General features: G+C 42.5%; 26 protein-coding genes. 11 read left to right on the plus strand and 15 right to left on the minus strand.

The features are described 5' to 3' along the window. Window positions 1-221 precede the first annotated feature (221 nt). Entirely contained in the window at window positions 222-1478 is a 1257-nt protein-coding gene (locus KZ793_RS02325; protein ID WP_225813146.1) for an ATP-grasp domain-containing protein, read from the plus strand. Between the two features lie 15 nt (window positions 1479-1493). Then, entirely contained in the window at window positions 1494-2339 is an 846-nt protein-coding gene (locus KZ793_RS02330; protein WP_225813148.1) for a DMT family transporter, read from the plus strand. A 76-nt stretch (window positions 2340-2415) separates the two neighbouring features. On the opposite strand, the gene ppx is transcribed toward KZ793_RS02330, so the two are convergent. The 5 genes from ppx to purM form a co-directional block, all read right to left on the minus strand. Further along, the gene (ppx, locus tag KZ793_RS02335; RefSeq protein ID WP_225813149.1) at window positions 2416-3948 is read right to left on the minus strand and encodes an exopolyphosphatase; all 1533 of its coding nucleotides are present in this window, start codon (window positions 3946-3948) and stop codon (window positions 2416-2418) included. A gap of 3 nt (window positions 3949-3951) precedes the next feature. Next, complete coding sequence (gene ppk1, locus KZ793_RS02340) at window positions 3952-6021, minus strand: polyphosphate kinase 1 (protein WP_225813150.1); 2070 nt, start codon at window positions 6019-6021, stop codon at window positions 3952-3954. A 63-nt stretch (window positions 6022-6084) separates the two neighbouring features. After that, on the minus strand, window positions 6085-6654 hold the full coding sequence (gene speG, locus KZ793_RS02345; RefSeq protein ID WP_225813152.1) for a spermidine N1-acetyltransferase: 570 nt from the start codon (window positions 6652-6654) through the stop codon (window positions 6085-6087). A gap of 106 nt (window positions 6655-6760) precedes the next feature. After that, window positions 6761-7399 carry a phosphoribosylglycinamide formyltransferase gene (gene purN, locus KZ793_RS02350; RefSeq protein WP_225813154.1) on the minus strand — a complete coding sequence of 213 codons (639 nt, stop codon included), beginning with the start codon at window positions 7397-7399 and terminating at the stop codon, window positions 6761-6763. Further along, window positions 7396-8436, minus strand: coding sequence for a phosphoribosylformylglycinamidine cyclo-ligase (gene purM / locus KZ793_RS02355; protein WP_225813156.1), 1041 nt, complete (start codon window positions 8434-8436; stop codon window positions 7396-7398). Before purM ends, purN begins: the two co-directional genes overlap by 4 nt. A gap of 226 nt (window positions 8437-8662) precedes the next feature. On the opposite strand from purM, the gene upp reads away from it, so the two are divergent. After that, on the plus strand, window positions 8663-9289 hold the full coding sequence (gene upp, locus KZ793_RS02360) for a uracil phosphoribosyltransferase (protein WP_225813159.1): 627 nt from the start codon (window positions 8663-8665) through the stop codon (window positions 9287-9289). 71 nt (window positions 9290-9360) lie between these two features. After that, window positions 9361-10653 (plus strand): uracil permease, encoded by a 1293-nt coding sequence (gene uraA / locus KZ793_RS02365; protein WP_225813160.1) that lies wholly within the window; start codon window positions 9361-9363, stop codon window positions 10651-10653. A 144-nt stretch (window positions 10654-10797) separates the two neighbouring features. On the opposite strand, the gene KZ793_RS02370 is transcribed toward uraA, so the two are convergent. The 6 genes from KZ793_RS02370 to KZ793_RS02395 form a co-directional block, all read right to left on the minus strand. Continuing rightward, entirely contained in the window at window positions 10798-11046 is a 249-nt protein-coding gene (locus KZ793_RS02370) for an AbrB/MazE/SpoVT family DNA-binding domain-containing protein (RefSeq protein WP_225813162.1), read from the minus strand. A 224-nt stretch (window positions 11047-11270) separates the two neighbouring features. Next, entirely contained in the window at window positions 11271-11441 is a 171-nt protein-coding gene (locus KZ793_RS02375) for a hypothetical protein (protein ID WP_225813163.1), read from the minus strand. 605 nt (window positions 11442-12046) lie between these two features. Then, complete coding sequence (locus KZ793_RS02380) at window positions 12047-13354, minus strand: 6-phospho-beta-glucosidase (RefSeq protein WP_225813165.1); 1308 nt, start codon at window positions 13352-13354, stop codon at window positions 12047-12049. After that, the gene (locus KZ793_RS02385; protein ID WP_225813167.1) at window positions 13351-13692 is read right to left on the minus strand and encodes a PTS lactose/cellobiose transporter subunit IIA; all 342 of its coding nucleotides are present in this window, start codon (window positions 13690-13692) and stop codon (window positions 13351-13353) included. The genes KZ793_RS02380 and KZ793_RS02385 overlap by 4 nt, the downstream gene beginning before the upstream one ends. A 17-nt stretch (window positions 13693-13709) precedes the next feature. Further along, complete coding sequence (locus tag KZ793_RS02390) at window positions 13710-15038, minus strand: PTS sugar transporter subunit IIC (protein WP_225813169.1); 1329 nt, start codon at window positions 15036-15038, stop codon at window positions 13710-13712. A gap of 28 nt (window positions 15039-15066) precedes the next feature. Next, window positions 15067-15372: a PTS sugar transporter subunit IIB gene (locus tag KZ793_RS02395; RefSeq protein ID WP_118987000.1), complete on the minus strand. Its 306-nt coding sequence runs from the start codon at window positions 15370-15372 to the stop codon at window positions 15067-15069. A gap of 383 nt (window positions 15373-15755) precedes the next feature. Here KZ793_RS02395 and KZ793_RS02400 point away from each other — a divergent pair, with 383 nt between their 5' ends. Further along, on the plus strand, window positions 15756-16388 hold the full coding sequence (locus KZ793_RS02400) for a hypothetical protein (RefSeq protein ID WP_225813171.1): 633 nt from the start codon (window positions 15756-15758) through the stop codon (window positions 16386-16388). A 276-nt stretch (window positions 16389-16664) separates the two neighbouring features. Beyond that, entirely contained in the window at window positions 16665-17372 is a 708-nt protein-coding gene (gene hda, locus KZ793_RS02405) for a DnaA inactivator Hda (protein ID WP_225813173.1), read from the plus strand. Window positions 17373-17410: 38 nt separating this feature from the next. On the opposite strand, the gene arsC is transcribed toward hda, so the two are convergent. Both arsC and bepA read right to left on the minus strand, forming a co-directional pair. Further along, window positions 17411-17767 carry an arsenate reductase (glutaredoxin) gene (gene arsC, locus KZ793_RS02410; RefSeq protein WP_225813175.1) on the minus strand — a complete coding sequence of 119 codons (357 nt, stop codon included), beginning with the start codon at window positions 17765-17767 and terminating at the stop codon, window positions 17411-17413. 9 nt (window positions 17768-17776) lie between these two features. Then, window positions 17777-19240, minus strand: coding sequence for a beta-barrel assembly-enhancing protease (gene bepA, locus KZ793_RS02415; protein ID WP_225813176.1), 1464 nt, complete (start codon window positions 19238-19240; stop codon window positions 17777-17779). Window positions 19241-19376: 136 nt separating this feature from the next. Between bepA and KZ793_RS02420 the strand changes: the two genes are divergently transcribed. Beyond that, window positions 19377-20456 (plus strand): AI-2E family transporter, encoded by a 1080-nt coding sequence (locus KZ793_RS02420; protein WP_225813178.1) that lies wholly within the window; start codon window positions 19377-19379, stop codon window positions 20454-20456. 115 nt (window positions 20457-20571) lie between these two features. Here KZ793_RS02420 and bcp read toward each other — a convergent pair whose 3' ends face one another. Both bcp and KZ793_RS02430 read right to left on the minus strand, forming a co-directional pair. Continuing rightward, window positions 20572-21042 carry a thioredoxin-dependent thiol peroxidase gene (gene bcp, locus KZ793_RS02425; RefSeq protein ID WP_112877704.1) on the minus strand — a complete coding sequence of 157 codons (471 nt, stop codon included), beginning with the start codon at window positions 21040-21042 and terminating at the stop codon, window positions 20572-20574. 26 nt (window positions 21043-21068) lie between these two features. Next, a complete protein-coding gene (locus KZ793_RS02430; protein WP_118986994.1) occupies window positions 21069-21614 on the minus strand; it encodes a glycine cleavage system transcriptional repressor in 546 nt (181 codons plus the stop codon). Window positions 21615-21872: 258 nt separating this feature from the next. Here KZ793_RS02430 and dapA point away from each other — a divergent pair, with 258 nt between their 5' ends. The 4 genes from dapA to KZ793_RS02450 all read left to right on the plus strand — a co-directional run bounded on the left by dapA (window position 21873) and on the right by KZ793_RS02450 (window position 25793). Then, complete coding sequence (gene dapA / locus KZ793_RS02435; protein WP_225813179.1) at window positions 21873-22772, plus strand: 4-hydroxy-tetrahydrodipicolinate synthase; 900 nt, start codon at window positions 21873-21875, stop codon at window positions 22770-22772. Between the two features lie 16 nt (window positions 22773-22788). Beyond that, entirely contained in the window at window positions 22789-23838 is a 1050-nt protein-coding gene (gene bamC, locus KZ793_RS02440) for an outer membrane protein assembly factor BamC (RefSeq protein ID WP_225813180.1), read from the plus strand. Between the two features lie 358 nt (window positions 23839-24196). Beyond that, window positions 24197-24640, plus strand: coding sequence for a type III secretion system chaperone (locus KZ793_RS02445; RefSeq protein ID WP_225813181.1), 444 nt, complete (start codon window positions 24197-24199; stop codon window positions 24638-24640). Beyond that, the gene (locus KZ793_RS02450) at window positions 24627-25793 is read left to right on the plus strand and encodes a VopS family T3SS effector adenosine monophosphate-protein transferase (RefSeq protein WP_225813182.1); all 1167 of its coding nucleotides are present in this window, start codon (window positions 24627-24629) and stop codon (window positions 25791-25793) included. Before KZ793_RS02445 ends, KZ793_RS02450 begins: the two co-directional genes overlap by 14 nt. Window positions 25794-25838 lie beyond the last annotated feature (45 nt).

Consider the following 25838-nt stretch of genomic DNA (forward strand, 5'->3'; position numbering starts at 1 on the left):
AAAATATTCCTGTTATTATTTAATCGGTTATGTATTAAAGAGCTGAGTCTGGTTGTATTCTGATGGTTTTTTTATTTGAAAGTCATCTTAATTGGAACTATACATGATGATTAGGTTGTCTTAATTTTAATGAAATTTTTTATTGTTAAATAAAATTAGATGATTTCAGGAATGAAGAAAGCGACATAAATTAATAAATATCAACTAACGATGGGGTAGATATGAGTGTTTTTATTTTTATTGAAGCAAGACCGGTTGAATGCTCGGTAATTGATTATATTAGATATTTGGGGTTTTCTCCTGTGTTATTTACTTCAATGGAATCAATGAATAAAGGATTATATGATGATTTAAGAAAGGAATTATTTGATAATATTTATTATGTCGATACGAGAAATAGTACAGATATCATTAATTTAATTAAAGATAACCGTATTCCTGTTGCTGCGATCTTAGGCTGCTATGATGATTTTATGATTGTGGCGTCTGAAGTAGCACGAGAATTCGGTTTACCTCACCCGGATATAAATGGTTTGAGGAACGCATTCAGTAAGAAAAATGTCAGGGATATCCTGGCACAACATGGTTATGAGCAACCTACTTACGAAGTTTTTTCTTATAATAATATTCCAGAAAATCCTAAAGTTCCTTTTCCATTTGTTATTAAGCCACTTCGTGATGCGGGGGCCTATGGGGTATCACTTTGTAAATCTCTAGATGATTATTACCATGTGATTTCAGAAATTTCATCTAATGGCACAATGTCAATGCTCGGTAAAGTTAATGAGGAGTTTTTGATAGAAGAGTTCCTGCAAGGAAATTTTTATGGGGCGGAATTAGTTTATAATCATGATGAATGGCATTTAATGGGTATCAATAGAATTTTTGTTTCTCCTGATGATAGCCTGTGTATGATAGGTTTATCTCATCCTGCTGAGCTATCCGAATTTGAATTTACAATGGCTTGTAAGCTTGTTAAAGAGTGGGTCGCTGTTTTGGGATTACGAGGTGGTGCAATAAATGTAGAGTTTATTTATACCTCTCGTGGGCCTGTATTAGTTGAAATCAATTTGCGCATAGCGGGTGCCAGAGCCGCTCAACAGATCTTCATGACCTCTGGGATTAATATGGTCAAATACTTAGTCGATTTTGTTTGTGGTATCGAAAGTTCTATATCACCAACGTCGGAAATAGTTTATCCATTTGTCGCTGATGCATTTGTTTTTTATCGTGGTGAGGGGATTGTCGATGATATTAGAATAGATGTTGATATTCCTTATTTTATCTCCGCGGGGTTTAAAAAGACGCCTTTCGCTATTTCGCCGAAAAGTAAAAGTTCATCGAAAAATAAAATTTTATCGAAAAATAAAAATTTTGGTTCTATTGTCGGTTATGTTCTGGCTTATGGTAATAGCTGTGAGCAAGCGATGGAAAATGCGACACGTATTGCTAACAGCGTTCAGTTAAAAACAAATTAATAAGAGATCATCATTATGGCTATTCTGATGGGGTTGATTTCAGCATTGTGTTGGGGAAGTACTGATTTTTTGGCAGGGCAAGTCGCAAGAAAAGTCGGCGTTGCTAAATCTTTATTCTACAGTCAGCTATTTGGTTTTTTTGTTTTATCGTTGTTGCTGTTTTTTTATTTTGAGATGTCGTTTGTTAATGCAAGTTTCTTTCAATTGACCCTATGTGTTGTTGCTTCGGTTTGCAATTTAATGGCAATGGTGTTTTTGCTTAAAGCATTATCGATCGGCAAGGCTTCCATTGTCGTGCCAATTGTTTCGCTTTATGGTGCCGTTACCACGATTTTGTCACTAGTAAATGGAAAACCAATGACCGCTTTGGTTTTGTTTAGTCTATTTATTTGTGTTGTTGGTGCTTGTCTAACCAGTATACCGAAATCAAAAGACGGACAACGAGAATCATCCGGTTCAATTTTCTTTGCACTTTTGTCTTCACTGATGTTTGGTTTAGGCTTCTGGTTGCAAGGGGAATTTGCTGTTAGGGATCTGGGTGTTATCAATGCATTATGGATTTACTATTTAACCGCTGTGGTTGTTTTGTTCCTTACACTGTTAAAAAAAGGGAACTTATCATTACCGCCGATTTCAATTATCGTTCTGGTTTTTTCAATTAGTTTCTTTAGTCTGATCGGGTTTGCTTCATTAGCTTACGGTTCTGCAACGGGACATGTTGCCGTTGTTACCGTTTTGAGTTCATTGGCAAGTGGGGTCACTGCTTTATTGGGCTTTTTTATTCGCGGAGAACGGTTGAGTCAAATTCAGTGGATTGGTATTGTGATAATAATAGCGGGTGTTATTCTTTTGAAATTATGACATTTATAATAGCTTGTTTCCCCGAAGAATTCGGGGAAACAGTGATGCAATTATATTGATTGATGGTCTGAAATCTTTATATTGATTCCTCGGCTATTTCTAATTGCCAACCCGTAACGTTATGCCAGTAACCTTGCTCTTTTTCCAGATCAAGCTGCATCAGGGTGTTTTCTGATAAATAATTATAAGGCAGATAGAGCGCCCAATGACTATCATCAGTAATCAGTCTGAGTGATTCAGGGATGGTTGTGGATTGGCGTTGATTATTGAGTAAAGTTGCCAGACGTAGGATTTGAATTAATGGCAGATACTGTTTTTTCTTGAATAAATTGAATCTTGGCAAATCATCCAGTTTTATTGTCTTACGATGACAGCGAACCAGGGTTGCCAGCAGTAATTGTTGTTCCTGATTAAAGCCTGGCAAATTGGTGTTTTGCAGAATATAGGCAGAGTGTCGTTGTAATCCGCTTAAATTAATACTTAATCCAACTTCATGTAACATGGCCGCCCAGTGTAAAATCGCTTCGAGTTGAGGTTGCACTAATTTAGGGTTCTGGATTGCCCACTGTTGGTAAAGTGTTTCAGTCGTATTCAGTACACGCTTTGCCTGTTCTCTGTCGATATTATAGTGCTCAGCCAGGCTTCTTGCGGTTCTTTGGCGGATATCTTGATGACGGAAACGGCCTTCCATTTCATATAAAACGCCTTCACGTAGCGCACCATCTGAGAGTTGTAATGCTTTTATATGCAGGGTATCGAATATACCGCATAAGATAGCCAGACCGGGAATAAAAAAGTGTTTACGATCATCTGATAATCCGGGTAGGTCGAAGGTTTTTAATTTCTTGAATTTGAGTATTTCTTTGACCAACATCTCCAGCCGTTCTGGGGTGATTAATCCGTCCTTTTCCCCCATTGCAACCAGTACTTCATAAACCGCTTTAATGGTCCCGGATGCGCCAAGCGCTGAATTCCAGCCAGTGATGCGGTACTGCCATGAGAGATTCTCCAGTTTTTGTGCAGCTTCAAGCCGCGCTCGGCGGAATCTTTCTGCGTTAATTTCGTCATCGGGAAAGAATTGGTTAGCGAAACTAATGCATCCCATGCGTCGGCTTTCTACCAATAATGGTTCAAAATTTTCGCCAATCACCAGTTCAGTGGAGCCTCCGCCAATATCAATCACCAGTTTACGGTCTTTTTCTGGTTGCGTATGTTCTACCCCCATATAGATCAGGCGGGCTTCTTCATGGCCGGAAATAATTTCAATCGGGTAGGGGATAACGTCTTTAGCGCGTTTGATGAACTCTTCGGCATTACTGGCTTCACGTAAGCTGTGAGTGCCCACCAGACAAACGTTATCAGCAGGAAAGCCTTGTAGCCGTTCAGCAAATAAAGCCAGACAGGCAAGACCGCGTGTTATTGCTTCTTCGCTTAGTTGATTGTTGTTATCAAGACTGTCGGCAAGATGGACCCGTTGTTTTAAGCGACCTAAAATCTGAAATGCATCGTTAACAATTCGTGCGATAATCATATGAAAACTGTTTGAACCTAGATCAATAGCCGCAATTTCTATTGGTCTGGGCGTCGGCTTGTCATGTGTTAGCGGCATAAATTAAGCTCTTGGTTCAGGTTGTTCGAGGGCTTTTATATAGTCATAAATAGCCAGTTGTGCCCGGATTTTCCGCTTATTACCCCGTGGCACATAACTATTGCTCAGCTCTTTATCAACGTAACGGGCTTTTACCGTATCGTTGAATTGTAATTCGAGAATGTCCAGTACCCGTTGTTTCAATTGTGGATCAAGCAGGCAAACCGCAACTTCAATTCGGTAGTCGATATTACGGGTCATCCAATCAGCAGACGAGAGAAAGACTTTTTCGTCTCCGTCATTAGTGAATACGTAAACTCGATCATGTTCGAGAAAACGGTCAACAATACTGGTGATTTGAATATTTTCGCTAAATTCTGGCTGGTTGGGTACCAGTGAACACATACCCCGTATCAGTAGACGTATTTTTACCCCCGCTTCCGAAGCGTCGTATAGGCGGTCCACCAGCTCTTTATCAACCAGATTATTAATCTTTAACGTAATACCTGCGGGTTTATTCGCTCTGGCGTTGGCGATTTCCTGTGAAATAAGCTGGTTGAGCATTGCGCGGGAATTTTGCGGCGAAACCATCAGGTTTTCAAATTTGACCGGGCGGTAGGGATTCTCAATAAAGTTGAATACCCGGCGCACTTCGTTAGTAATTTGGGGATTTGCTGTCAGCAAGGAGTAGTCGGTGTAGAGGCGAGCCGTTTTTTCATTAAAATTACCGGTACCAATATGGGCATAGCGAACAATTTCCTCACCTTCCAGACGGGAAATAAAAAACAGTTTTGCGTGAATTTTTAGTCCCGGTGCTGAGAAAATAACATGTACACCCGCTTCGGTTAGCCGTTTGGCCCAATGAATATTGGCTTCTTCATCAAATCGTGCCTGTAATTCAACTACAACGGTCACTTTTTTACCGTTATGGGCAGCATGGATCATGGAATCAATAATGCGGGAGTCTTTTGCTACTCGATAAATATTGATCTTGATGGAAAGTACACTTGGGTCGAAAGAAGCCTGGCGTAATAATTCCAGCACATGTTCAAAGGTGTGGTAGGGATAATAGAGCAGCACATCTTGTTCACGAATCGCATCAAAACCATTGCGAAAATTATCAAACCAGGTGTGTCGTAATCTCGGCAAAGGTTTATTGAGTAGATTTCTCTTCCCCTCGTTGGGGAATTTAATGAAATCTTTAAAATTGTGATAGCGTCCGCCAGCAATCACCGAGTCATTGTTTGATAAGCCAAGTTTGCTACGCAGTAATTCCACCATTTCATCTGGCATTTCTCGCTGATAAACGAGTCTTACTGGTTCCGCTGTCAGCCGTTGTTTCAGCGTGGATGACATCAGTTCGAGCAAGCTTGATTCCATCTCTGTTGCTAAATCATATTCAGAATCACGGGTCATTTTCATTGAATAGGCGTTCAGTGAATCATAATCGAAAAAGCCTTTGAAAATTTCATCAAGACAATAACGCATAATATTGTCTAGCAGGATCATTGACTTGCGGCGGTGTGGCATTTCAGGCGGCAAGTTAACAAAACGTGGCACCTTATCTGACGGAATTTCCAATAGCGCATATTGAATATTCTGGCCGTGGACAATTTCAACTGCCAGATAAGTGTAATCATCTTTCAGAAATTCAACCAGGTTGGTTTCTGGATTGATCAGAATTGGCGTAATGTGTAGCCGCAGATGTTGACGAAAATATTGACGTAACCAGATTTGTTGATTGGGTGAAATTTGTCGTTCATTGATGAGAAAAATTTGATTGCGAGCTATTTCTAGTAGCAATTCATTGTACAGTACATCAAATTCTTGATCGGTTTTAGCCACTTTAGCCTGAATTTTTTTCAATACATTCCGAGCGCTAGTGGCCGATCCTCGTTCTTCATTAATTAATATCCGCCGTTTCACATCAGCAAAACGGACTTTGTAAAATTCATCCAGATTATTGGAGTAAATACCAAGGAACCGCATCCGTTCTATTAATGGATTGCTCTTATCCGCTGCTTCTTGAAGCACACGTTCGTTGAATGATAACCAACTAAGTTCTTTCTCGGTATAGAGCCTGTCTTGGGACATTGTTACTCCAGGTGTTGAGGTAAAAGTATTAAAACTTTGAATACGACGGGGCGTCGTTTGTCGCTATATTATGGTCTGTAATTGTTGACTCATTTTTTCATCTTCCTTGGATGCAAAATATTGATGTTGGAAAACGCACATGCGAATGGCTGTGCGGTAACTGCCATTAATAAAGAATTCGTCTATTAATTCGCCCTCAATATAGAAACCTAGCTTATTATAGATGTGAATGGCCTTGATATTCTCTTTATCAACAATCAGGTAGAGTTTATACAGATTAAGTACGGAAAATGCATATTCCATTGCCAGTTTTGCCGCTTTGGTTGCATGGCCTTGGCCCTGATAGGCGGGATCGATGATAATCTGAAATTCTGACCGGCGGTGGATATAGTCGATTTCGACTAATTCAACCAAACCAACTTTGGCGTCAGAACTTGCGATAATAAATCGGCGCTCGCTCTGGTCGTGAATATGTTTGTCATAGAGATCGCACAGTTCAACGAAAGCTTCATAAGGTTCTTCGAACCAGTAACGCATGACGCTAGCATTGTTATCTAATTGATGGATAAAAGGCAGATCTTCCCGCTCAAGGGGGCGTAACCTAACAGGTGGAGTATGAGAACCACCAGACATTTGACACCTCAGTGTTTTTAATAAAAAAGGAACATAATTAATAATAGTTCGCAGTGCCGGGTATGTTACCACAGCACTGTACTGTAATTAGCCGTTAATAAATAGATTATTCTGCGGCATAGCCTTCTGGAGGGAGAATCTTTCCATCCAGATACGCTTTGCCATTAACCATACTTAGGCGCCCTTCGACAAACCAGTTGATAACTAATGGATAGATGCTGTGTTCCTGAGTTTGAACCCGTTTAACAACCTCATTTTCCTGATCACCGGCAAAAATAGGCACTTTAGCTTGTAGGATCACCGGGCCGCCATCCAACTCTTCTGTGACAAAATGGACGGAAGTGCCGTGTTCTGTATCTCCGTTTTCTATCGCTTTGCGGTGAGTATGCAGGCCAGGATATTTGGGTAATAGAGAAGGATGAATGTTTAACAAGCGGCCAAGATAGTGTTGCACAAAATCTGGCGTCAGAATACGCATATAACCCGCGAGGACCAGCAAATCTGGTTGATACTGATCAATCGCGTGTTTTAGCGCTTCATCATAAGCCTGACGATCTGCATAGTTTTTCGGGCTAATAACATGGGTGGGAATATCCGTCTGTTTAGCGCGTAACAGACCGTAAGCATTTGCGGTATTGCTCAATACCGCGCAAACCTGCCCATTGATTCTGTTCTGCTGGCAGGCGTCAATCACCGCTTGGAGATTGCTGCCACTGCCAGAGATGAGTACAACGATATTTTTCATTGAATAACAACCTGTTGTTCACCCTCTTTCAGAGTTGCGATAGTACCGATTTGCCAGGCTTTTTCACCGGCGGTATTAAGTAATTCAAGCGCGTGCTCAACTTCTGTTGGTGGTAATGCAATTACCATCCCGACACCACAGTTGAATGTGCGGTACATTTCATGACGGCTAACGTTGCCAGTCTGTTGCAGCCAATTAAATATGGCCGGCCATTGCCAACTGGATTCGTTAATCTGTGCTTGGGTATTTTCAGGCAGGACACGCGGAATATTTTCCCAGAAACCGCCACCGGTTAGATGAGCAATAGCGTGAACATCAACCTGTTCAATCAAGGATAAAAGAGATTTCACATAAATTTTTGTCGGGGCGAGCAGGTGATCGGCCAGTGATTTACCTTCAAGCTCTGTTGCTTCTGGATCGGTGTTGCTGACGGCCAGAATTTTGCGTATCAGAGAATAGCCGTTTGAGTGAGGGCCACTGGCGGCGAGGGCAATCAAGGCATCACCCGCCTGAACTTTACTGCCATCAATGATTTCTGATTTTTCAACCACGCCAACGCAGAAGCCGGCAACATCATAATCTTCACCGTGGTACATCCCCGGCATTTCTGCGGTTTCGCCACCAACCAGAGCACAGCCGGATAATTGACAGCCTTCTGCGATACCGCTGATAACGCTGGCAGCCGTATCAACATCCAGTTTCCCGGTGGCATAGTAATCAAGGAAAAACAGGGGTTCTGCACCTTGAACAACCAGGTCATTGACGCACATTGCAACTAAGTCAATACCAATCGTGTCATGGCGTTTGAGATCCATTGCCAGACGCAACTTGGTACCCACGCCATCAGTACCAGAAACCAGAATTGGCTCGCGGTATTTTTGTGGTAATGCACATAAAGCGCCAAATCCACCTAAACCGCCCATCACTTCTGGGCGACGGGTCTGTTTTACAACACCTTTAATACGGTTGACTAAGGCATTACCGGCGTCGATATCGACACCAGCATCTTTATAACTGAGAGAGGTTTTGTTGGTCACTCGAAGCCCCCAAGGCGGTTGCGTTTGATAAATTAAGACAGAATAGTAACAATTCTAACAGTCTAAGCAAACGTTTGCGAGACTCTTGTTTAGGATCTCAGTTCTCGGCAAGCTGGGCTATGTTTGATGAAAATCAACGGATTGGTAGTGGTGTTATGGGTAAAAGAAGGTATAATCTCGCGGTTTTTTTGTCTGCTGGCGACATGACATACAGTAGGAGAGGTCCATGAAGATCGTTGAGGTGAATCACCCTCTTGTTAAACATAAACTCGGCCTGATGCGAGCGAATGATATCAGCACCAAACGCTTTCGTGAACTGGCCGCAGAAGTTGGAAGCCTTTTGACTTATGAAGCAACTGCTGATTTAGAAACAGAAAAAGTCACTATTGATGGCTGGTGTGGCCCAGTAGCAGTTGAGCAGATTAAAGGTAAAAAAATAACCGTCGTACCGATTCTGCGTGCGGGATTGGGTATGATGGATGGTGTATTGGAGAATGTTCCCAGTGCCCGGATCAGCGTCGTAGGGGTTTATCGTAATGAAGAAACCTTAGAACCTGTCCCTTATTTCCAGAAACTGGCTTCCAATATTGATGAACGTATGGCGCTGGTGGTTGACCCCATGTTGGCAACCGGTGGTTCCATGATTGCAACTGTCGATTTATTGAAAAAAGCAGGTTGTCAGTCGATTAAAGTGCTGGTTTTGGTGGCTGCTCCCGAAGGTATTGCCGCGCTGGAAAAAGCCCATCCCGATGTGGAACTGTATACGGCTTCTATTGATGAAAGACTCAATGAACAGGGATACATTGTGCCTGGCTTGGGGGATGCAGGCGATAAAATATTTGGTACGAAATAATAGGTTAGCTAGCCGACTTTTAAGTCGGCTTTTTTTGGTTCTGACGCGATAATATTAAGAGGATAAATAAGATGACCCGTCGCATTATAGGGGTAGATGAGCGGCCTCCTTTTTTACAGACTATTCCACTCAGCTTCCAACATCTTTTTGCTATGTTTGGTGCGACGGTATTGGTGCCGATTTTGTTTAAAATCAACCCGGCGACAGTTCTGCTATTTAATGGTATCGGTACATTGTTGTATCTGGTGATTTGTAAAGGAAAGGTTCCGGCGTATTTGGGATCGAGCTTTGCTTTTATTTCACCGGTCTTATTGTTGTTGCCTCTGGGATATGAATTGGCTCTGGGAGGGTTTATTCTGTGCGGTGTGCTATTTTGTCTGGTTTCACTGATTGTTAAGGTGGCAGGGCGAAGTTGGATTAATGTGCTGTTTCCCCCTGCGGCAATGGGGGCGATTGTTGCTGTTATCGGTCTGGAACTGGCGGGTGTGGCGGCTGATATGGCGGGTTTGCGTCCGGCAGAAGGTGCCGATGTTGATTCAACAACATTGACCATTTCTCTGGTAACGTTGGCGGTAACCGTTCTTGGTTCAGTTATGTTCCGAGGATTCCTGGCTATCATCCCGATTCTCATTGGCGTATTGGTAGGTTATGCATTGGCGTTCCTGATGGGCGTAGTTGACCTGACGCCGGTACGTGAAGCACCGTGGTTTGCATTGCCAACTTTTTATACACCACGTTTTGAATGGTTCGCTATTATGACAATCTTGCCTGCGGCGCTGGTTGTCATAGCTGAACATGTTGGTCATTTGGTTGTAACGGCGAATATTGTAAAGAAAGATTTGCTAAAAGAGCCGGGGTTGCATCGTTCTATGTTCGCAAATGGTTTTTCAACCGTGATTTCCGGTTGCTTTGGTTCAACGCCGAATACGACTTATGGCGAGAATATTGGCGTCATGGCAATTACCAAAGTTTACAGTACCTGGGTTATTGGGGGCGCTGCGGTAGTGGCGATTCTGCTCTCCTGCGTCGGTAAACTGGCGGCGGTAATTCAAGCCGTGCCGGTTCCGGTCATGGGTGGTGTCTCGCTGTTGCTTTATGGGGTTATTGGCGCGTCAGGTATTCGGGTGTTGATTGATTCCAAAGTGGATTACAATAAAGCACAAAATCTTATCCTGACTTCCGTTATTCTTATCATTGGTGTCAGTGGGGCGAAAATTAATATCGGTGTTGCTGAACTCAAAGGCATGGCGCTGGCAACGATTGTCGGTATCGGTATAAGTTTGATTTTCCGTCTGATTGCTGTCTTTCGCCCAGAAGAACGGTATATTGAATCTTCCGTTGAGTCTGTTAAGCACGGTAAATAACAGGGCAATAAACTTGAACTGATTTCTCCCTGCTTGGAGTCATTTTCATTATGAACAGGTGGGGATGATGGTTATCATTTTATTCGTAAGGGAGATTTTGTTTGAAAGCAAGCCAACAAATATCTCCACGTTTAGGAACAAACATCAGTAATTGAGCTCCTTGTGATTCGGAACTGCCAGTTCATCAGCATGCGCAGTATAAGCGGATAAGCTATTTAATAAGTCAGACTCGGTTAATCGTTTCTTGACGGCTTTTCGAATAATTAATCCTTCTTCACTGATATTAATGTTTACGATATCACCTGTTTCAAGATTAGGTATCGTTTTCAGATTTCCCGATAATCGCAGAGCAATACTGTTTCCCCATTTTTGCAAAACTGCTTGAATGCGCATTTCTACGTCTCTATAAATGTACATTAATTAGTATGAGTATCTACTATACCCGTCATCTTTCAAGCTGCTGCTTTGTTGGCGGCTTTCACTCACCCCAGTCACATAGTTATCTATGCTCCTGGGGATTCGTTCACTTGCCGCCGCGCTGCAACTCGAAATCTATTAGGTATAAGTAGTTTGTTTATTGTGGAGTAAAAAAGGAGCGAAAAGCTCCCTTCAAGTGTTTATCGGACTACGTACCAGTTTCGTTTTTCATTGAGATATTGAACAGTACCCTCTCTTTTGGATTTTTTTAGGGCGCTGTAAGCCACTCTCATACGTTCAGCTTTTTTAGCTACTGCTCTTTCGAGTTCAAGATTTTCTTTTTCAGCTTGTTCGTTATGTATATATGACATAACCCCTCCCGTTTGGAGCTAACTTATCTGTCATGGTAAAGCCGTTTTGTGTCACAAATCGATTAATATATCGTTTATAGACCTTGTTCAGTCGCTCATCTGCGGCTAGCAAAATGTATCCACTAGGGCTAACCGCATTATAGTGCTCATTAATCAGCCTTTCAACTGCGTACATAATCCTTATCATCTGATTATGGTTATTTGTAGGATACCTCTCAAATAGCGTGTTATTATCTATACCCGTCATCTTTCAAGTTGCCTCTTTGTTGGCTGCACTCACTCACCCCGGTCACATAGTTATCTATGCTCCCGGGGATTCGTTCCTTTGCCGTCGCGATGCATCTTGAAATCCATAAGGTATAAGTTGTTTTTTGCATCAAATGAGACTTCGAAAAAACAGCTCCGGTTAAATCTGTAATCTTCAATCAATTGATTTCATCGCAGTATAATACAGACTCTCCTGTTTTAACTTAGTGTGAGAAATAATTGCGTATTGCACCGCAAAAAAAGTGACAAAATCAATTAACGATACCAGTATTAGTTGGCAATAATGGGTATCTCTTTAACTTTATTCCGATCCTAATTTCAAATTAATTGCTGTTTATTCATCGAAATTGTGGCAGATAATCACGGTTTATCGTCAATACGTCATCTAACAGTGGTGAAGCAATATCTACATCGGCAACCAATGGATTGGTGATCAGTGCTAACAGTGCAGCATTGCGGTCGCCATGAACTGCTGCTTTGATTGTTAAGCGTTCATAGGTTTTTATCTGTTGTGTCAGAGAATACATACTGTCAGGCAGGCGGCCAAACGTTAGCGGGTGGGCGCCTTTCGCATTAATAACACAATTGGTTTCAATGACGGCATCGTCCGGCAAACCCCGAATAGCCCCGTGGTTTGTGGTATTGACTACTAATTGGCTATCGAGATTGTTATGAATGGCGCAAATCAGATCCAGTGCAACCTCAGAATAGAATGAACCACCGCGGAAACTGAGTTGTTCTGGTTTGTGATCAAGTTCTAGATCAGCATACAGTTCAAATAGTTCCTGTTCTACTTTCATGACCTGTTCTGCCCGAGTGCCTTGTCCGACAGCGGCTTCGCGCTCTTCCTGTAACATATTGCGGGTTTGGTAGAAGTAGCGGTGATAAGGGCAGGGGATTGCGCCTAATGCCTTGAGTAGTGGCGGAGGCCAGGGTGCCTCTTTAATATTATTCATGGTTAAGGCTGCACCATTGCATAGCATATCAAGTACCTGTTGAGTTTTATCCTGACCTGAAACCAGTACTTGATGCACCCAGACCATATGATTCAGCCCGGCAAAGCGTAACTGCACATCCTGATAAGGGCGTTGTAGCATATTAGCTATCATGTGATGCATTGTGACCGGGACATTACATAGGCCGATAATTTTTGCTTTGCTATAGCGGGAAATCGCTTCGGTAACGATCCCGGCTGGATTGGTGAAGTTAATCATCCATGCGTCTGGTGCAAGTTGCTCAACTTTGTGGGCGATATCTAGCAAAACGGGGATGGTACGTAATGCTTTGGCAAAGCCGCCTACGCCGGTAGTTTCCTGACCGATCAAGCCATATTTTAACCCCAGACGCTCGTCCGCGGCGCGAGCCGGAAGCTGGCCGACACGTAGTTGAGTTAAAATAAAACTGGCACCGCGAATGGCATTATCTGGTGTGAAATGGATGCTGACGATAACGTGTTCCATGCCGTGACGAACTAACATACGGCGAGTAAGCGCGGCGATAATTTCTACTTTTTGTTTTCCACTGTCAATGTCAACTAATGCCAGTTCAGATAGTGGAATGTTTTTTTTGTGTTGAATAAGCCCTTCGACTAATTCGGGGGTGTAGCTGCTACCGCCACCAATAACGGCTATTTTGATTTGTTTCATATTTTTTCCTCTTGTGATGATATTCGGCGATAGAGTTCAATCATATCGCTGGCAAGATCTTGAATAACCATTGCGTTCATTAAATGATCTTGCGCATGGATGGTGATGAGATTGACAGGTAATTTACCGCAGCCTTCATCTAATCCGATCAGAGTGGTTTGAATGGTGTGCGCTTCTTTGATTACCTGTTGGGATTCAGCCATCAGTGTTTGTGCTGTTTGAAAGTCACCGTTTCTGGCATGTTGTAATGCTATTAGTGCATGACTGCGTGCGCTTCCGGCATGAACCAGCAGTTCTACAATAGTTTGTTCTAAATCAATAGGTTGTTCTAAATTCATGTGTAAATGTTCCAAATTTATGGTTGGGATTGAGTTTCTACACCAGTAGATACCGTACCTTCTTGTTGTTTAACTTCTTCATTGACTAATTGTTTTTCGTAAATTTTGAAGAAGGGATACCAGATAAAGAGATCGATTATCATTAATACGATAACCAGCACTGCCGCGCGGTAATCCCAGGCGGCAGAAATCATTGCGCCGAATGGTGCCGGTGTAGTCCAGGGCGAAATGGCGACCATTTTATGCACCAGGTCAAGATGCAGGGTGCTGTAGGACAATACAGCATTGACCAATGGCACAACCAATAGTGGTATAAATAAGGTTGGATTCATCACAATCGGTGAACCAAACAGCAGTGGTTCGTTAATATTGAATATGGATGGAACCACGCTCAGTTTTCCGATAGTACGCAAATGTATAGAGCGGCTGCGCAGATACAGAATCGCCAGAACCAACGTAGAACCAGAGCCGCCAATACAGATATAAAACGACCAGTAAGGATCTGTGATAATTTGTGTTGCAGCAGTACTTTGGGCCATTAATGTTGCATTAGTAGCAATATTTGCCATAAAAATAGGGGCCATCAAGCCAGTAACGATGTTGGCACCATGAATACCGGCAAACCACAGTAAGTTAGCAATGAGTAGCGCTAGTATAATGGCAGGCAGAGTATCACCGACGGAAATGAGGGGTTGGAACATTTGCATTATAGCCGCAGGAATAAGTAGGTTGAATTCACTCTGCAATAACAAGCTGGCAGGATAAACTGTCAACAAGATACCTATGACTGGGTACAGAAGTTCAAAAGAACGGGCAATTGCTGGTGGTACTTGTGTTGGCATTCGGATGGTGATGTTATATTTTTTTAGTAAACGCGTTAGTTCAACTGACCAGATAGCGCAAATTAATGCGGTAAATACCCCCGTGCCACCGAGGAAATCGAGTGCTATTTTGTTTTCTATCTGTGGTGCTGCTGCTAGCAAAAACGCCATTAGTGACAGTAAAGCAGAAGTTAACCCGTCCAGACCGTAGGATTTAGCTAAACTGTAGGCGGTGCCGACCGAAACAAAGATACTCATTAATCCCATCGTCATAAAGTAAGGCATTGTGATGGTATCCCAGTGCGTTTTAGCAAAGGACAACCAAGCCTGGCCGAATGAGGATGTGGTCTGTAAATCGAAGGGTGGGTTTGCCACAATTAACATCATGCTGCCGATGATCAAAAATGGCATGGCTGAGATAAAGCCGTCACGCATTGCTGTAATATGCCGCTGGTTACCGATTCGCCCGGCAAACGGGATAATGTGGTTTTCTAAGGCACGCATAAAAGAGGTATAGAGACTCATGGGGTACTCCGCGTGATGATGAAATTGCTTATTCCAGCAGGCTTAATGCCTTATCGAGAACCTTATCACCACGAAGAGTGCCATAATCCATCATGTCAATAATGTCTATTGGTTTACCGAGTGGTTTGGCGATAGCGGAAAAATGGGCCAATTGATACCTCACCTGTGGGCCGAGTAAAACAACGTCAGCGTCGGCTATCAGGTGTTCTAATTCAACCGTGGGGACAGCCTTGATTTCAATGTCCAATGCCCGTTTTATCACTTCTGCTTGCATACGTTGTACCAACATGCTGGTGGACATACCGGCCGCACAACACAATAGGATTTTTTTCATTGCTCAGTCTCCAGTTTGTTATATCGTTTCTTATGGGATAAGTGGTTAATGAGAGCTTTCACTTTTTATTAAGACTAGCAACTTATGTTAAATATGTTGCGATTTTGTTCGCATATTAATCAAGAATAGTTTAAAGAATAGCGATAGAATGTGATCTTCATTTGGATTGTACAGAGTGTGAAAATGTCAAGTTATGTAGGACGTTGCAGTGAGATTTCTCACTTATGAAATGAGGGTGAGTGCTTGTTTATACCTCGGTTAGACATTGATCATTTACCATTTTGCTAATACAGTGAGTATTGGTAACCAGTGATAAGGTAGTGTCGAAGTAAAGATTTTCGGTTTTTTTGTCAGAAGTACTCCGACAACCGCTGGAGGAGACAATGAATGATTATAGAGTAAAAGAAAAAATGCCAATATTGATCCCTGAAGCAGATTTCAATATTAAACTTAACATGACAGAGAAAAATGTAGAACACACGCAGGCTTTCATTGAACGTGGAGTGAAAGACTTTTCTTTGCCTGGATTTGTTATTCCATACGGTTACCGCTTACTGACATCTGTTTCTGGCAATCAATATAGATTGGTGACTAATGCAGATATGCCTGAGACGGTTTATGCTGTGAAGCTGGAATTTATGGAGCATGTTGTTCCATCAAAAAAAACATGCACACAGATACTTGTGTGGCGTACAGTCCTTCCTCAACATGACGGAGCAGTGAGAGGTTTGCCACAAGAGTTTTTTAGATTTTTCCTAGAAAGATACTCCATTATTGTATCTGATAGTGAGCAAACATTAGATGGACGTAGGTTTTGGGAACGTATGATTGCTTGGGCTATCAGTATTAATGAGTATCACGTGTATGTTTCTGATGGTACCAAAGAAGAGCGTCCGCTGAACCTAATTACATCATGGGATGACTTCTATGTAACCTGGGCTAATTATTGCTGGGGCTATGACAAAGATTACCACTATCATCGTCTCTTTGTTATCAGTAAAGAGCTATTGCATTGATCTCTTTAAGAAAGAATAAAACTTGCTATCTGACGACTTTTTCTTAAATGATATAGAATTAAAAAACTTAAATTTTTCCTGTTTTTGCATGCGGAATATTTTACAGGTGCTTGCGGGCCGTTCTGTATTATGACGAAATATTATGCGCTTCTGGGGCCGAAACGGATTTAACTTATTGAATCCTAAAAATAGTTTTTTTATTATTTACCTATACAGTTCATTTATAACTATTTTCTGTGATAAACTTGTTCGCGTTTATTACCAGCTCTGTTTGAGGTGCTTCTGAACACACCATCGCAGCTTTCGTTACCTTTGTATCTTCCCGATGACGAAACTTTTGCCAGTTTCTTTCCGGGGGAAAATGTCACCTTGTTAGCTGCAATCAAATTGGCCATTAATCAGCCGCATGGCAGCTATATTTATTTCTGGTCCCGTGATAGTGGGGGCCGAAGTCATTTGTTGCATGCCGCCTGTGCTGAGTTGTCCCTGCAAGATGAAGCTGTGGGCTATGTTCCGCTGGATAAACGTGCCTATTTTATCCCTGAGGTGCTTGATGGCATGGAACACTTGTCACTGGTTTGTATTGATAATATTGAGTGTATTGCTGGTGATGAAGAGTGGGAAATGGCGATTTTCAATCTTTATAATCGCATTCTGGAGATTGGTCGTACTTGTTTGCTTATTAGCGGTGATCGTCCACCTCGCCAGATAGATCTTAAATTACCTGATTTGGCTTCTCGTCTGGATTGGGGGCAAATTTATAAATTACAACCGCTTTCCGATGATGAGAAATTACAAGCCTTGCAATTGCGAGCTAAGTTACGCGGTTTTGAATTGCCGGAAGATGTAGGGCGCTTTTTACTGAAAAGATTAGACAGAGAAATGCGGACCCTGTTTATGGCATTGAATCAGTTAGATCACGCTTCGATAGTTGCCCAGCGCAAGCTGACGATTCCATTTGTGAAGGATATTTTGTACCTTTAAAGATGATGGTGATGTCACCATCATCACATCGATTCTTATCAATCAAGAATTTCTGTTACTTTTTCCGGTGGGCGCCCAAGTCTGGCTTTATCACCGCAAACGACGATTGGGCGTTCAATCAGTTTAGGATGAGCAATTATCGCTTTCAGTAAATCATGCTGAGTGAATTTTTCATCAGCCAGATTCAACTCCTTGTATAGATCTTCTTTCGTTCTCATCAATTGGCGTGCATCATGAAAATCAAGCTGTTCTAGCAGAACGGATAATTGTTCTACAGTGAGAGGAGCCTCCAGATAGAGAATAATCTGTGGCTTAATTCCCCGTTCTTCAATAAGTGCCAAAGTTTCACGGCTTTTTGAGCAGCGGGGATTATGATAAATCGTCACCTGTTGCATGAGAATTCCTTAACGTTTGTATTGACTGTAACGCTGTTGTAGCTGGCGTAATTGATCGATACGAGCATCATAACGTGCTTGATCGTCACTACCTAATTTTACGAGTGCGCTGGCACTACTGAGGTATTTGATGGCATTGTCAAACTGACCTCGAAGTGCCATTTCTTCAGCATGCGCTGATAATTCTTCATGGCGTTTACCTTGTTTGGCAGCGGCTTCGGCTATCAGGTGCCAACCGTTTGGATCATCTGGGTTATTGAATGTATAGCGGCGGAGCAGTTTTAAAGCCTGTTGATATTGTTTGGCGTGAATAAGCGCATTAGCGAGCTTGATCTGTAATACCAAATTGTCCTTTTGTTTCTGCAAAGTGTTCTGTAACCGGGTAATAGCCTGAGCAATTCGGTTCTGTTCAATGTCGATATCAGTCATTGTGTCAATGAACCAGACATTATCCGGTTGTTTTGCTAACAGTGATTCCAGAATAGCTCGTGCCTCAGTGTATTTTTTATCTTGGGAAAGTAAGATTGCCCGGCCATAAGCGGCAGCAAGTTGTTCTTTAGCTGTGCCTCTGCGGTAATTTTCTAAAATCTGTTCAAGGTAGCCGCGTTGTTCTGTGGTGTACATGCCCATAACACGGACTCTGGCGAACAGAAAATCTTGAGATTGTGGAAGGTTCTGGGCCGGATATTGATTAGCGCGGTTACGTGCATCAGCAAGGCGGCTGTCAGGTAACGGGTGAGTGAGTAACATTTCTGGTGGCTTAGAACTGTAACGGGTTTGATCTACCATGATTTGCATAAAATCTGGCATACCTTGAGGATCAAAGCCAGCTTTACGTAATGTCTGCATGCCAATACGATCAGCTTCCTGTTCATTGGATTGAGTAAAACTGATCATGCCTTGTTGTACGCCGGCAATAGTGCCGCTGAGGGCTGCCATCCCTGCTTGTGGACTAGCCATTAGTAAAAGAATAGAACCCAACATACCTGCCCAGGCTAGCGGTGCTGTACGTTGCTGATCTTCCATCATTCGTGCCAAGTGGCGTTGAGTGACGTGGGAAATTTCGTGAGCCATTACCGAAGCAAGCTCGCTTTCATTACGGCTATAACGAAAAAGTGCGGCATGGAGTACCACATTACCGCCAAAGAAAGCATAAGCGTTGATATTCGGGTTATCAATCAGATAGAAATGGAAAGGTGTTTTAACTGAGTCCGCATGGGCCACTAGCCTTTGTCCAAGGGCATTGATGTATTGTGTTAATAATGGGTCATAAATCAGCGGAGCGTTGTCACGCATCTGGCGAACGTAGAAATCTCCCATTGCCAGTTCCTGATTGATGCTCAGGATTGAACCTGCCGTGGTACCGATATCCGGTAATGAATCTTCAATGGAGGCGCTGAGAACAGGGGAGCTTGTTAGCAATAATGTACTGATTAATATTGCTGTCAGAGATTGATTAGACATTATTTTCATAAAACAAAAATGCTCTCATTTGACCATCGTTTTAGATAATGAGTGTATGATAAACAAGGGTACCTTAAAATTAATCAATTAGTACAATTTTTAAGAAAAATAGAAATATGAATATTGCTATCAAGGAGCCTGGTCAATGCTGGATATGATTATACAGTGGTATCGCCGTCGGTTTACTGATCCGCAAGTTATTGCGTTATTTGTCATCTTGTTGGCAGGGTTTTGCATTATTTATTTCTTACATGGCATTTTGACACCTTTGCTGGTGGCGATTGTTCTTGCCTATTTGTTGGAATGGCCAACGGCTAAACTTGAAAAACTAGGGTGTTCGCGCACAGTGGCTGTTTGTATTGTGCTGATTATTTTTTCCGGTATTAGTTTGTTGGTCATCTTGATTGTGGCGCCAACTGTATGGCAGCAGGGAATTAATCTGTTGTCAGATATACCTAATATGCTTAATCGGTTTAATGAATATGCCCAGACATTACCAGCTCGTTATCCGGCTTTGGTTGATGCTGGCATCATTGATATGATGGCCGAAAATTTGCGCAGTAAGATTTCAACTGCCGGAGAGTCTGTGGTGAAATTTTCGGTGGCTTCATTGATTGGTTTGTTAACGCTGGCTATCTATCTGATTCTTGTGCCATTGATGGCCTTCTTCTTGCTAAAAGATAAAAACCAGATGTTGCAAGCATTGCAACGGGTCCTGCCACGTAACCGCATTTTGGCTGGGCAGGTATGGCGCGAGATGAACCAGCAAATCACTAACTATATTCGGGGTAAAGTTACCGAGATGGTGATTGTCGGTATTTGTACCTACGCGGTGTTTGCATTTCTTGGATTGGATTATTCATTGCTGCTTTCTGTTTTGGTTGGGCTGTCAGTGTTAATTCCTTATGTGGGTGCGCTGATTGTCACGATTCCTGTTGTACTGGTTGCGTTATTTCAATGGGGAGTTGGGACAGATTTCTGGACTTTGATTATTGCCTATTTAGTTGTTCAAGGGCTGGATGGTAACTTGCTGGTGCCGATTTTATTCTCTGAAGCCGTAAACTTGCACCCGTTGGTAATCATTCTTTCCGTGATTACTTTCGGTGGTTTGTGGGGATTCTGGGGCGTATTTTTTGCTATTCCGCTGGCGACGCTGATTAAAGCGGTGATCCAAGCCTGGCCGGAAGAGATAGTTATAACAGAAAACGATGAAATAAAAGAGTAAATCTATTTTTAATGATGTTGGTACCCGTTATTAGGGGAAGCACGGGGTGGTGATATCCCTCCCGTACTTGTCCCTAGCATCTTGAGTGGTTAAATAAGCGTGATTAAATTTCTATTTAAGGGTGCAGTTTCAGATAATCCACCACTATTTGGTGGTGATCACTGGTCTTGAATTTATCAAAAACGTACTCAATATTACCGTTGGTATCGATCAGGAAACTGATACGGTGGATACCATCATAGGTTTTTCCCATAAATTGTTTCTTGCCCCAGACACCAAACTGTTCAGCAACTTGATGATCCTCATCGGACAACAATGTGAAGTTCAGCATTTCTTTCTCCACAAAGCGTGACAATTTACTTGGGTTATCTGTGCTAATGCCTAGCACTTCAACACCTGATTCCTTTAATGTATCCATTTCATCGCGCAGACCACAGGCTTGTACAGTACAACCAGGAGTCATTGCTTTAGGGTAAAAATAGACTAAAACACGCTGGCCTTCGAAATCAGATAAATTGATTGTTTCTCCATCTTGGTCAGGAAGGCTGAACTGAGGGGCCTTATCACCGGCTTTCAATGGGTTCATCCTGTATTCTCCGTTTAATCTTTCAACTAAAGTGGTTCAAGAATACTAATACTGCCTTGTGCATTTAGATCTGTACATAGCTTATTAAACGCCTGCTTAATAATTATGCCGTCATCCTCTAATAGACTGTGGGCGGTAATCTGGATCTGCAACCGAGCAGGGATATCGCCTTCTGGTGGTTGTGTTTTTGATACCAGTTCAGCAATATTAAAATCCTGTGTAGTAAACAGATTGGTAAACTGTTCAACAATGCCGGCTGAATCATCAACATCAACCTTAACGGAAACCGTGGAAGGAAATGTTGTGTGGACATCGCACTTTGTGCGTTTCATTACGATAAGAAGATCGAGCTCGGCCCCTTTCTGTGGCAGTGAGGATTCAATCATTGTGATAGCGTTCCAGCTACCGGAAAGTAGCATAATGAAGGTGAATTCCTCGCCAAACATGGCTAAGCGGCTGTCTTCAATGTTGCAACCACACTCACTCACAAGACGAGTAATGGTGTTGACGATACCAGAGCGGTCAGCGCCTAAAGCGGTTATAACGAGAAAATGTTGTTCTGATTGTGGCAAAGTCACTTTTCCTTCTCTGCTGTGTTTTCGTTAAGGTAAACATAAAAAGGCCATACTGCCAAGGTCAATTGCATCAAGGTTGCTCTATTGTGTTCCCATTCCCTATCATTGAATTTCAACAAATGACTTTGGTTATCACTTCTTTTTAACAGAGGTTATCTGGTATTAACAAAATTCATCGAAATCCTGTGTTAAATAGTTTCCTTCTGAATGACTAAAAAGTACCATAGAGCTCTTGTTTGTATAGGGGGTTATGTAATGTCTAGCGGGAGATTTGGATTTACAGGTAGCATTGTTGCGCTGGTAACACCAATGGATGCGAGTGGTCAGGTTGATAAGGCCAGTTTGAAAACGTTAATCGATTACCATGTTGCTAGTGGGACATCAGCGATAGTCTCGGTAGGGACAACTGGAGAATCTGCCACATTGAGTCATGATGAGCACGGTGATGTTGTTTTGACAACCGTAGAATTGGCTGATGGGCGTATTCCGGTTATTGCCGGAACAGGTGCAAATGCGACTGCTGAGGCAATATCCCTAACGAAACGTTTTGAAAACAGTGGCGTTGTTGGTTGCCTAACGGTAACGCCTTATTATAATAAGCCGTCGCAGGAAGGTTTATATCAGCATTTTAAAACGATTGCTGAAAATACGGATTTACCACAAATTTTGTATAATGTGCCTTCTCGTACCGGGTGTGATCTACTGCCGTCAACTGTAGCGCGTTTGGCGAAGATTAAAAATATTGTCGCAATTAAAGAAGCTACAGGGAACTTAAATCGTGTTAGTCAAATCCAAGAATTGGTTAATGATGATAGTTTCATCTTATTGAGTGGTGATGATGCAAGTGGGTTGGATTTTATCCAGCTTGGTGGCAAAGGGGTTATTTCTGTTACTGCAAACATTGCGGCGCCTGAAGTTGCTAAGTTTTGTGAGTTGGCATTAAACGGCCAGTTTGCAGAGGCGCGTCAGATAAATAACCGCCTGATGGATTTACACCGTCAGCTCTTTGTTGAACCTAACCCGATTCCAGTTAAATGGGGATGTCACAAATTGGGTTTGATTGCTGATGACACCGTGCGTCTGCCGATGACGCCATTGACGGATGCAGGAAAAGTCTCAGTTGAAAAAGCCTTGAAAACGGCCGGATTATTGTAAAATTTAGGGAATTTTAATGGCAATATTGTTGCAAAAATCGAAGGTGATGAAGGTTGCTGGTATGTCACTTGTCATGTTATTGGCAGCCTGTTCCAACGACCAGAGCTATAAGCGCCAAGTCAATGATGATGAGACATATCTTGAAACACCTTCCCTGAAGGCGTTGAAAGTTCCTGCGGGTATGGTATTGCCATTGCAGAATGGTGAATATGATATTCCAGCAATAGCCTCTAAAGGGCAGGTTGGGAAAGCGCTTGATATTCGCCCGCCATCTCAGGCACTAGCCCTATTGAGTGGTTCCCGTACTGAAAACAGTGCAAAGAGCAGTAAGTTGCTATTTGAAAGCACTCCTGAGAATAGTCATCTGTGGTCACAGATTAACAATGTGCTATTGAAAAAAGGTTACCAAGTTAGCCAACGCGATGATGCTAGCCAGACATTGACAACCGATTGGATCGATTGGCCGCGTGCGGATGAAAATGTTCCATATCAGACTCGTCATCGTATTAGTGTTGCACGCCAGAGCTATCAGATTGAATTATCCGTTACTAATGAAGGGCTGAGACAAGGTGATCATCAGATAACTGATCCTCTTGAAATCCAACGTTATAACACACTGATGCTCAATGAATTAATTGAAGGTGTAAACCAGCAGCGTGAACGCATTAGCGATGACTCTGTGGCGCGTAATCTAGGTTCATTGGATGTACAGAGTGGCGGTGATACATCTGGATTACCTCGGATGATTGTTCGGGCGCCATATAATATTGTTTGGGATAGATTACCGGCAGCACTGGAAAAGGTCGGTATGAAAGTGGGTAGCCGCAGCCGTTCAACGGGCTCTATTACTGTAACTTATAAAAGCCTCAGTTCATCTGGCTGGAAATCAATGGGTGTTAATGAGCCATCCATTAGTGAAGGTGATTACAAATTACAAGTTGGTGATTTGAATAACCGGAGCAGCTTACAGTTTATCAGTGATAAAGGTAAGCCGTTGACCCAGTCACAAAATGACGAATTGGTTGCAGCGTTGAAGGCTGCTTTCAGCCAGACCACAGGATTATAGGTCTAATTAAAGGGGCGAAAAGCCCCTCGGATTATTGACAAAGCGCTGGCTGTTTAAGTAAGCGCTTTGATTTCATTAAAGTCTCGTACAAAAGATGGTCTTGCCGCGAGGTTAAGACGGTCTCTTCCAGCGCAATTTCCCCCGGAAAGGGTATCACTGAAAAGTCGGAGCCTAAATATTATCTAGTCTATATGATTGATTATATTGTCAATTTTGAATTTATCTGTGGTAAAGCTGTTATCTATAACTGCCTAATATTGGTTGTCAATATACAAAAGATAGACTAGATTTGACAGTCATCATATTGCTGAAAGCTTAAAATCCTATCATCAAAATGTTTGGGTTTCCTTTCTCCACTATGAATGATTATCTCACTAATATATTAATGACCGAACTGGCAACCAAATTGGGTATGAGTGGACTCTCTTTTGATGAAGAGGGAAATTGCTTCTTACTCATCGATAACGCTATGCCTATTATTTTGCGTCGTCAGGAAGAACATTTAGTCATTATTGGCCAGATAGATATGGCACTTCCAGATTCAGCTGATGCTGACACTCTTCGTTATTTGCTCAATATAGCACTTAATCCATTAAATAATCAGTTACCTGGTGTTGGTTGGCATCAGGAGCTTGGGGTCGTTGCATATAGAATATTACCCTTGCTACCTCTAACGGCCAATAAGTTGGAGCATGAATTGTCTGAATTTATTACTTGGGCAAATGCATTTCCATCGTCACTATCACAGAAAAATACCTTGCCGTCGTCTTACGACAGGAGAATAATTTATGATCGAATTTAAGAATCTTACCGCATTACAACATGCCTCATCACAAATACAAGAGCAGGTTCGTAACGAAGGTAAATTGCAAGTTGCTGGGCATGCATATCATATTAATGCAGATCTGCAACAGGTTTTGCGTACACATCCAAAAGGCAATCACTTTGCCCGTTTCTTTGAAGGGGTAGGTAAATTTTTCTTACATGGCAGTAGTGCCTCAGTGGCTAAAGAGGTGACTAAAACCCTCTTTTCTACCGAAGGGGCGCAACAGCAGCGTCTACAGAGCACAGATTCGGTTAGCCATGCTCGTATGTTGTTTAAGGATGGCAGTTTGCGGACACCAGAACAAGTACTCGAGAAATTAAGGACAGTAGATACACATAAAATGACAGAAGCCATGTTGTCTGAACATGCACTTTTGCTACAACGTACTATGTCAGAGTCGCTACAAAATACAGAGACCGGTAAAAAATTACAGGATCTGATAGGGCACCAGGCAACCGCTCAATTGACCAATAAATTGGCGGCTCCTAAGCAAGAGTTTGTCAGCCTTGAACAATTGCATAAGCAACCTTCGGCTGCTAAAGCTGTTGACAGTCTTGAGCCAGTTTTGATGATGGAAGAGAAGAACTTGCTGGCAGCTCAACATCATCAAGAAGCAATAAGAAGCCAAGATCTTAGCCAGGGCATTTATGCAGAAACCCTTTCTGAAGAGTTTTATAACCCAAGTAAGTTAACGGATAATGCTGACCGTGCTACCGCCTGGATACTTAAGGCATCTACTTCGGGGGGGAACGAATGGAGTAACTTCACAGCGCTACTCAAGGAGTATACCCATAATGGAAAAGATCTCACTGATAGCCAAGTCCTCAAGGAGCTTCATCATAGACTGGTTCCAAACATAGAGCGTGATTATCGTGGTCCAGCAATCAGCGGTGGGAGCCTTCCTTCTAGTATAGGCGGTGCAGCAATGCTGGCACATCATTTGGAGACATTGGATAAGGAAGATCCCCAGATTGGGAAACAGCTCTTTGCTGCTGTCGTCGGTTTTCACGGTTTCACTGACGGTAATGGCAGGATGGGACGTCTCCTTTATGCGCTGACAGAACTGAGAGCGGGTCAATTCTCCCCCCTTTCTGTCAAGACAGAAAATGCTTTGCATGGGATTCACTGAAAAAGGGCCTGCGTGTGCAGGCCAGCTTATTGATAGGGCGTTGTT

This window comes from Photorhabdus antumapuensis (genome assembly GCF_020387775.1).
Classification (GTDB): domain Bacteria; phylum Pseudomonadota; class Gammaproteobacteria; order Enterobacterales; family Enterobacteriaceae; genus Photorhabdus; species Photorhabdus antumapuensis.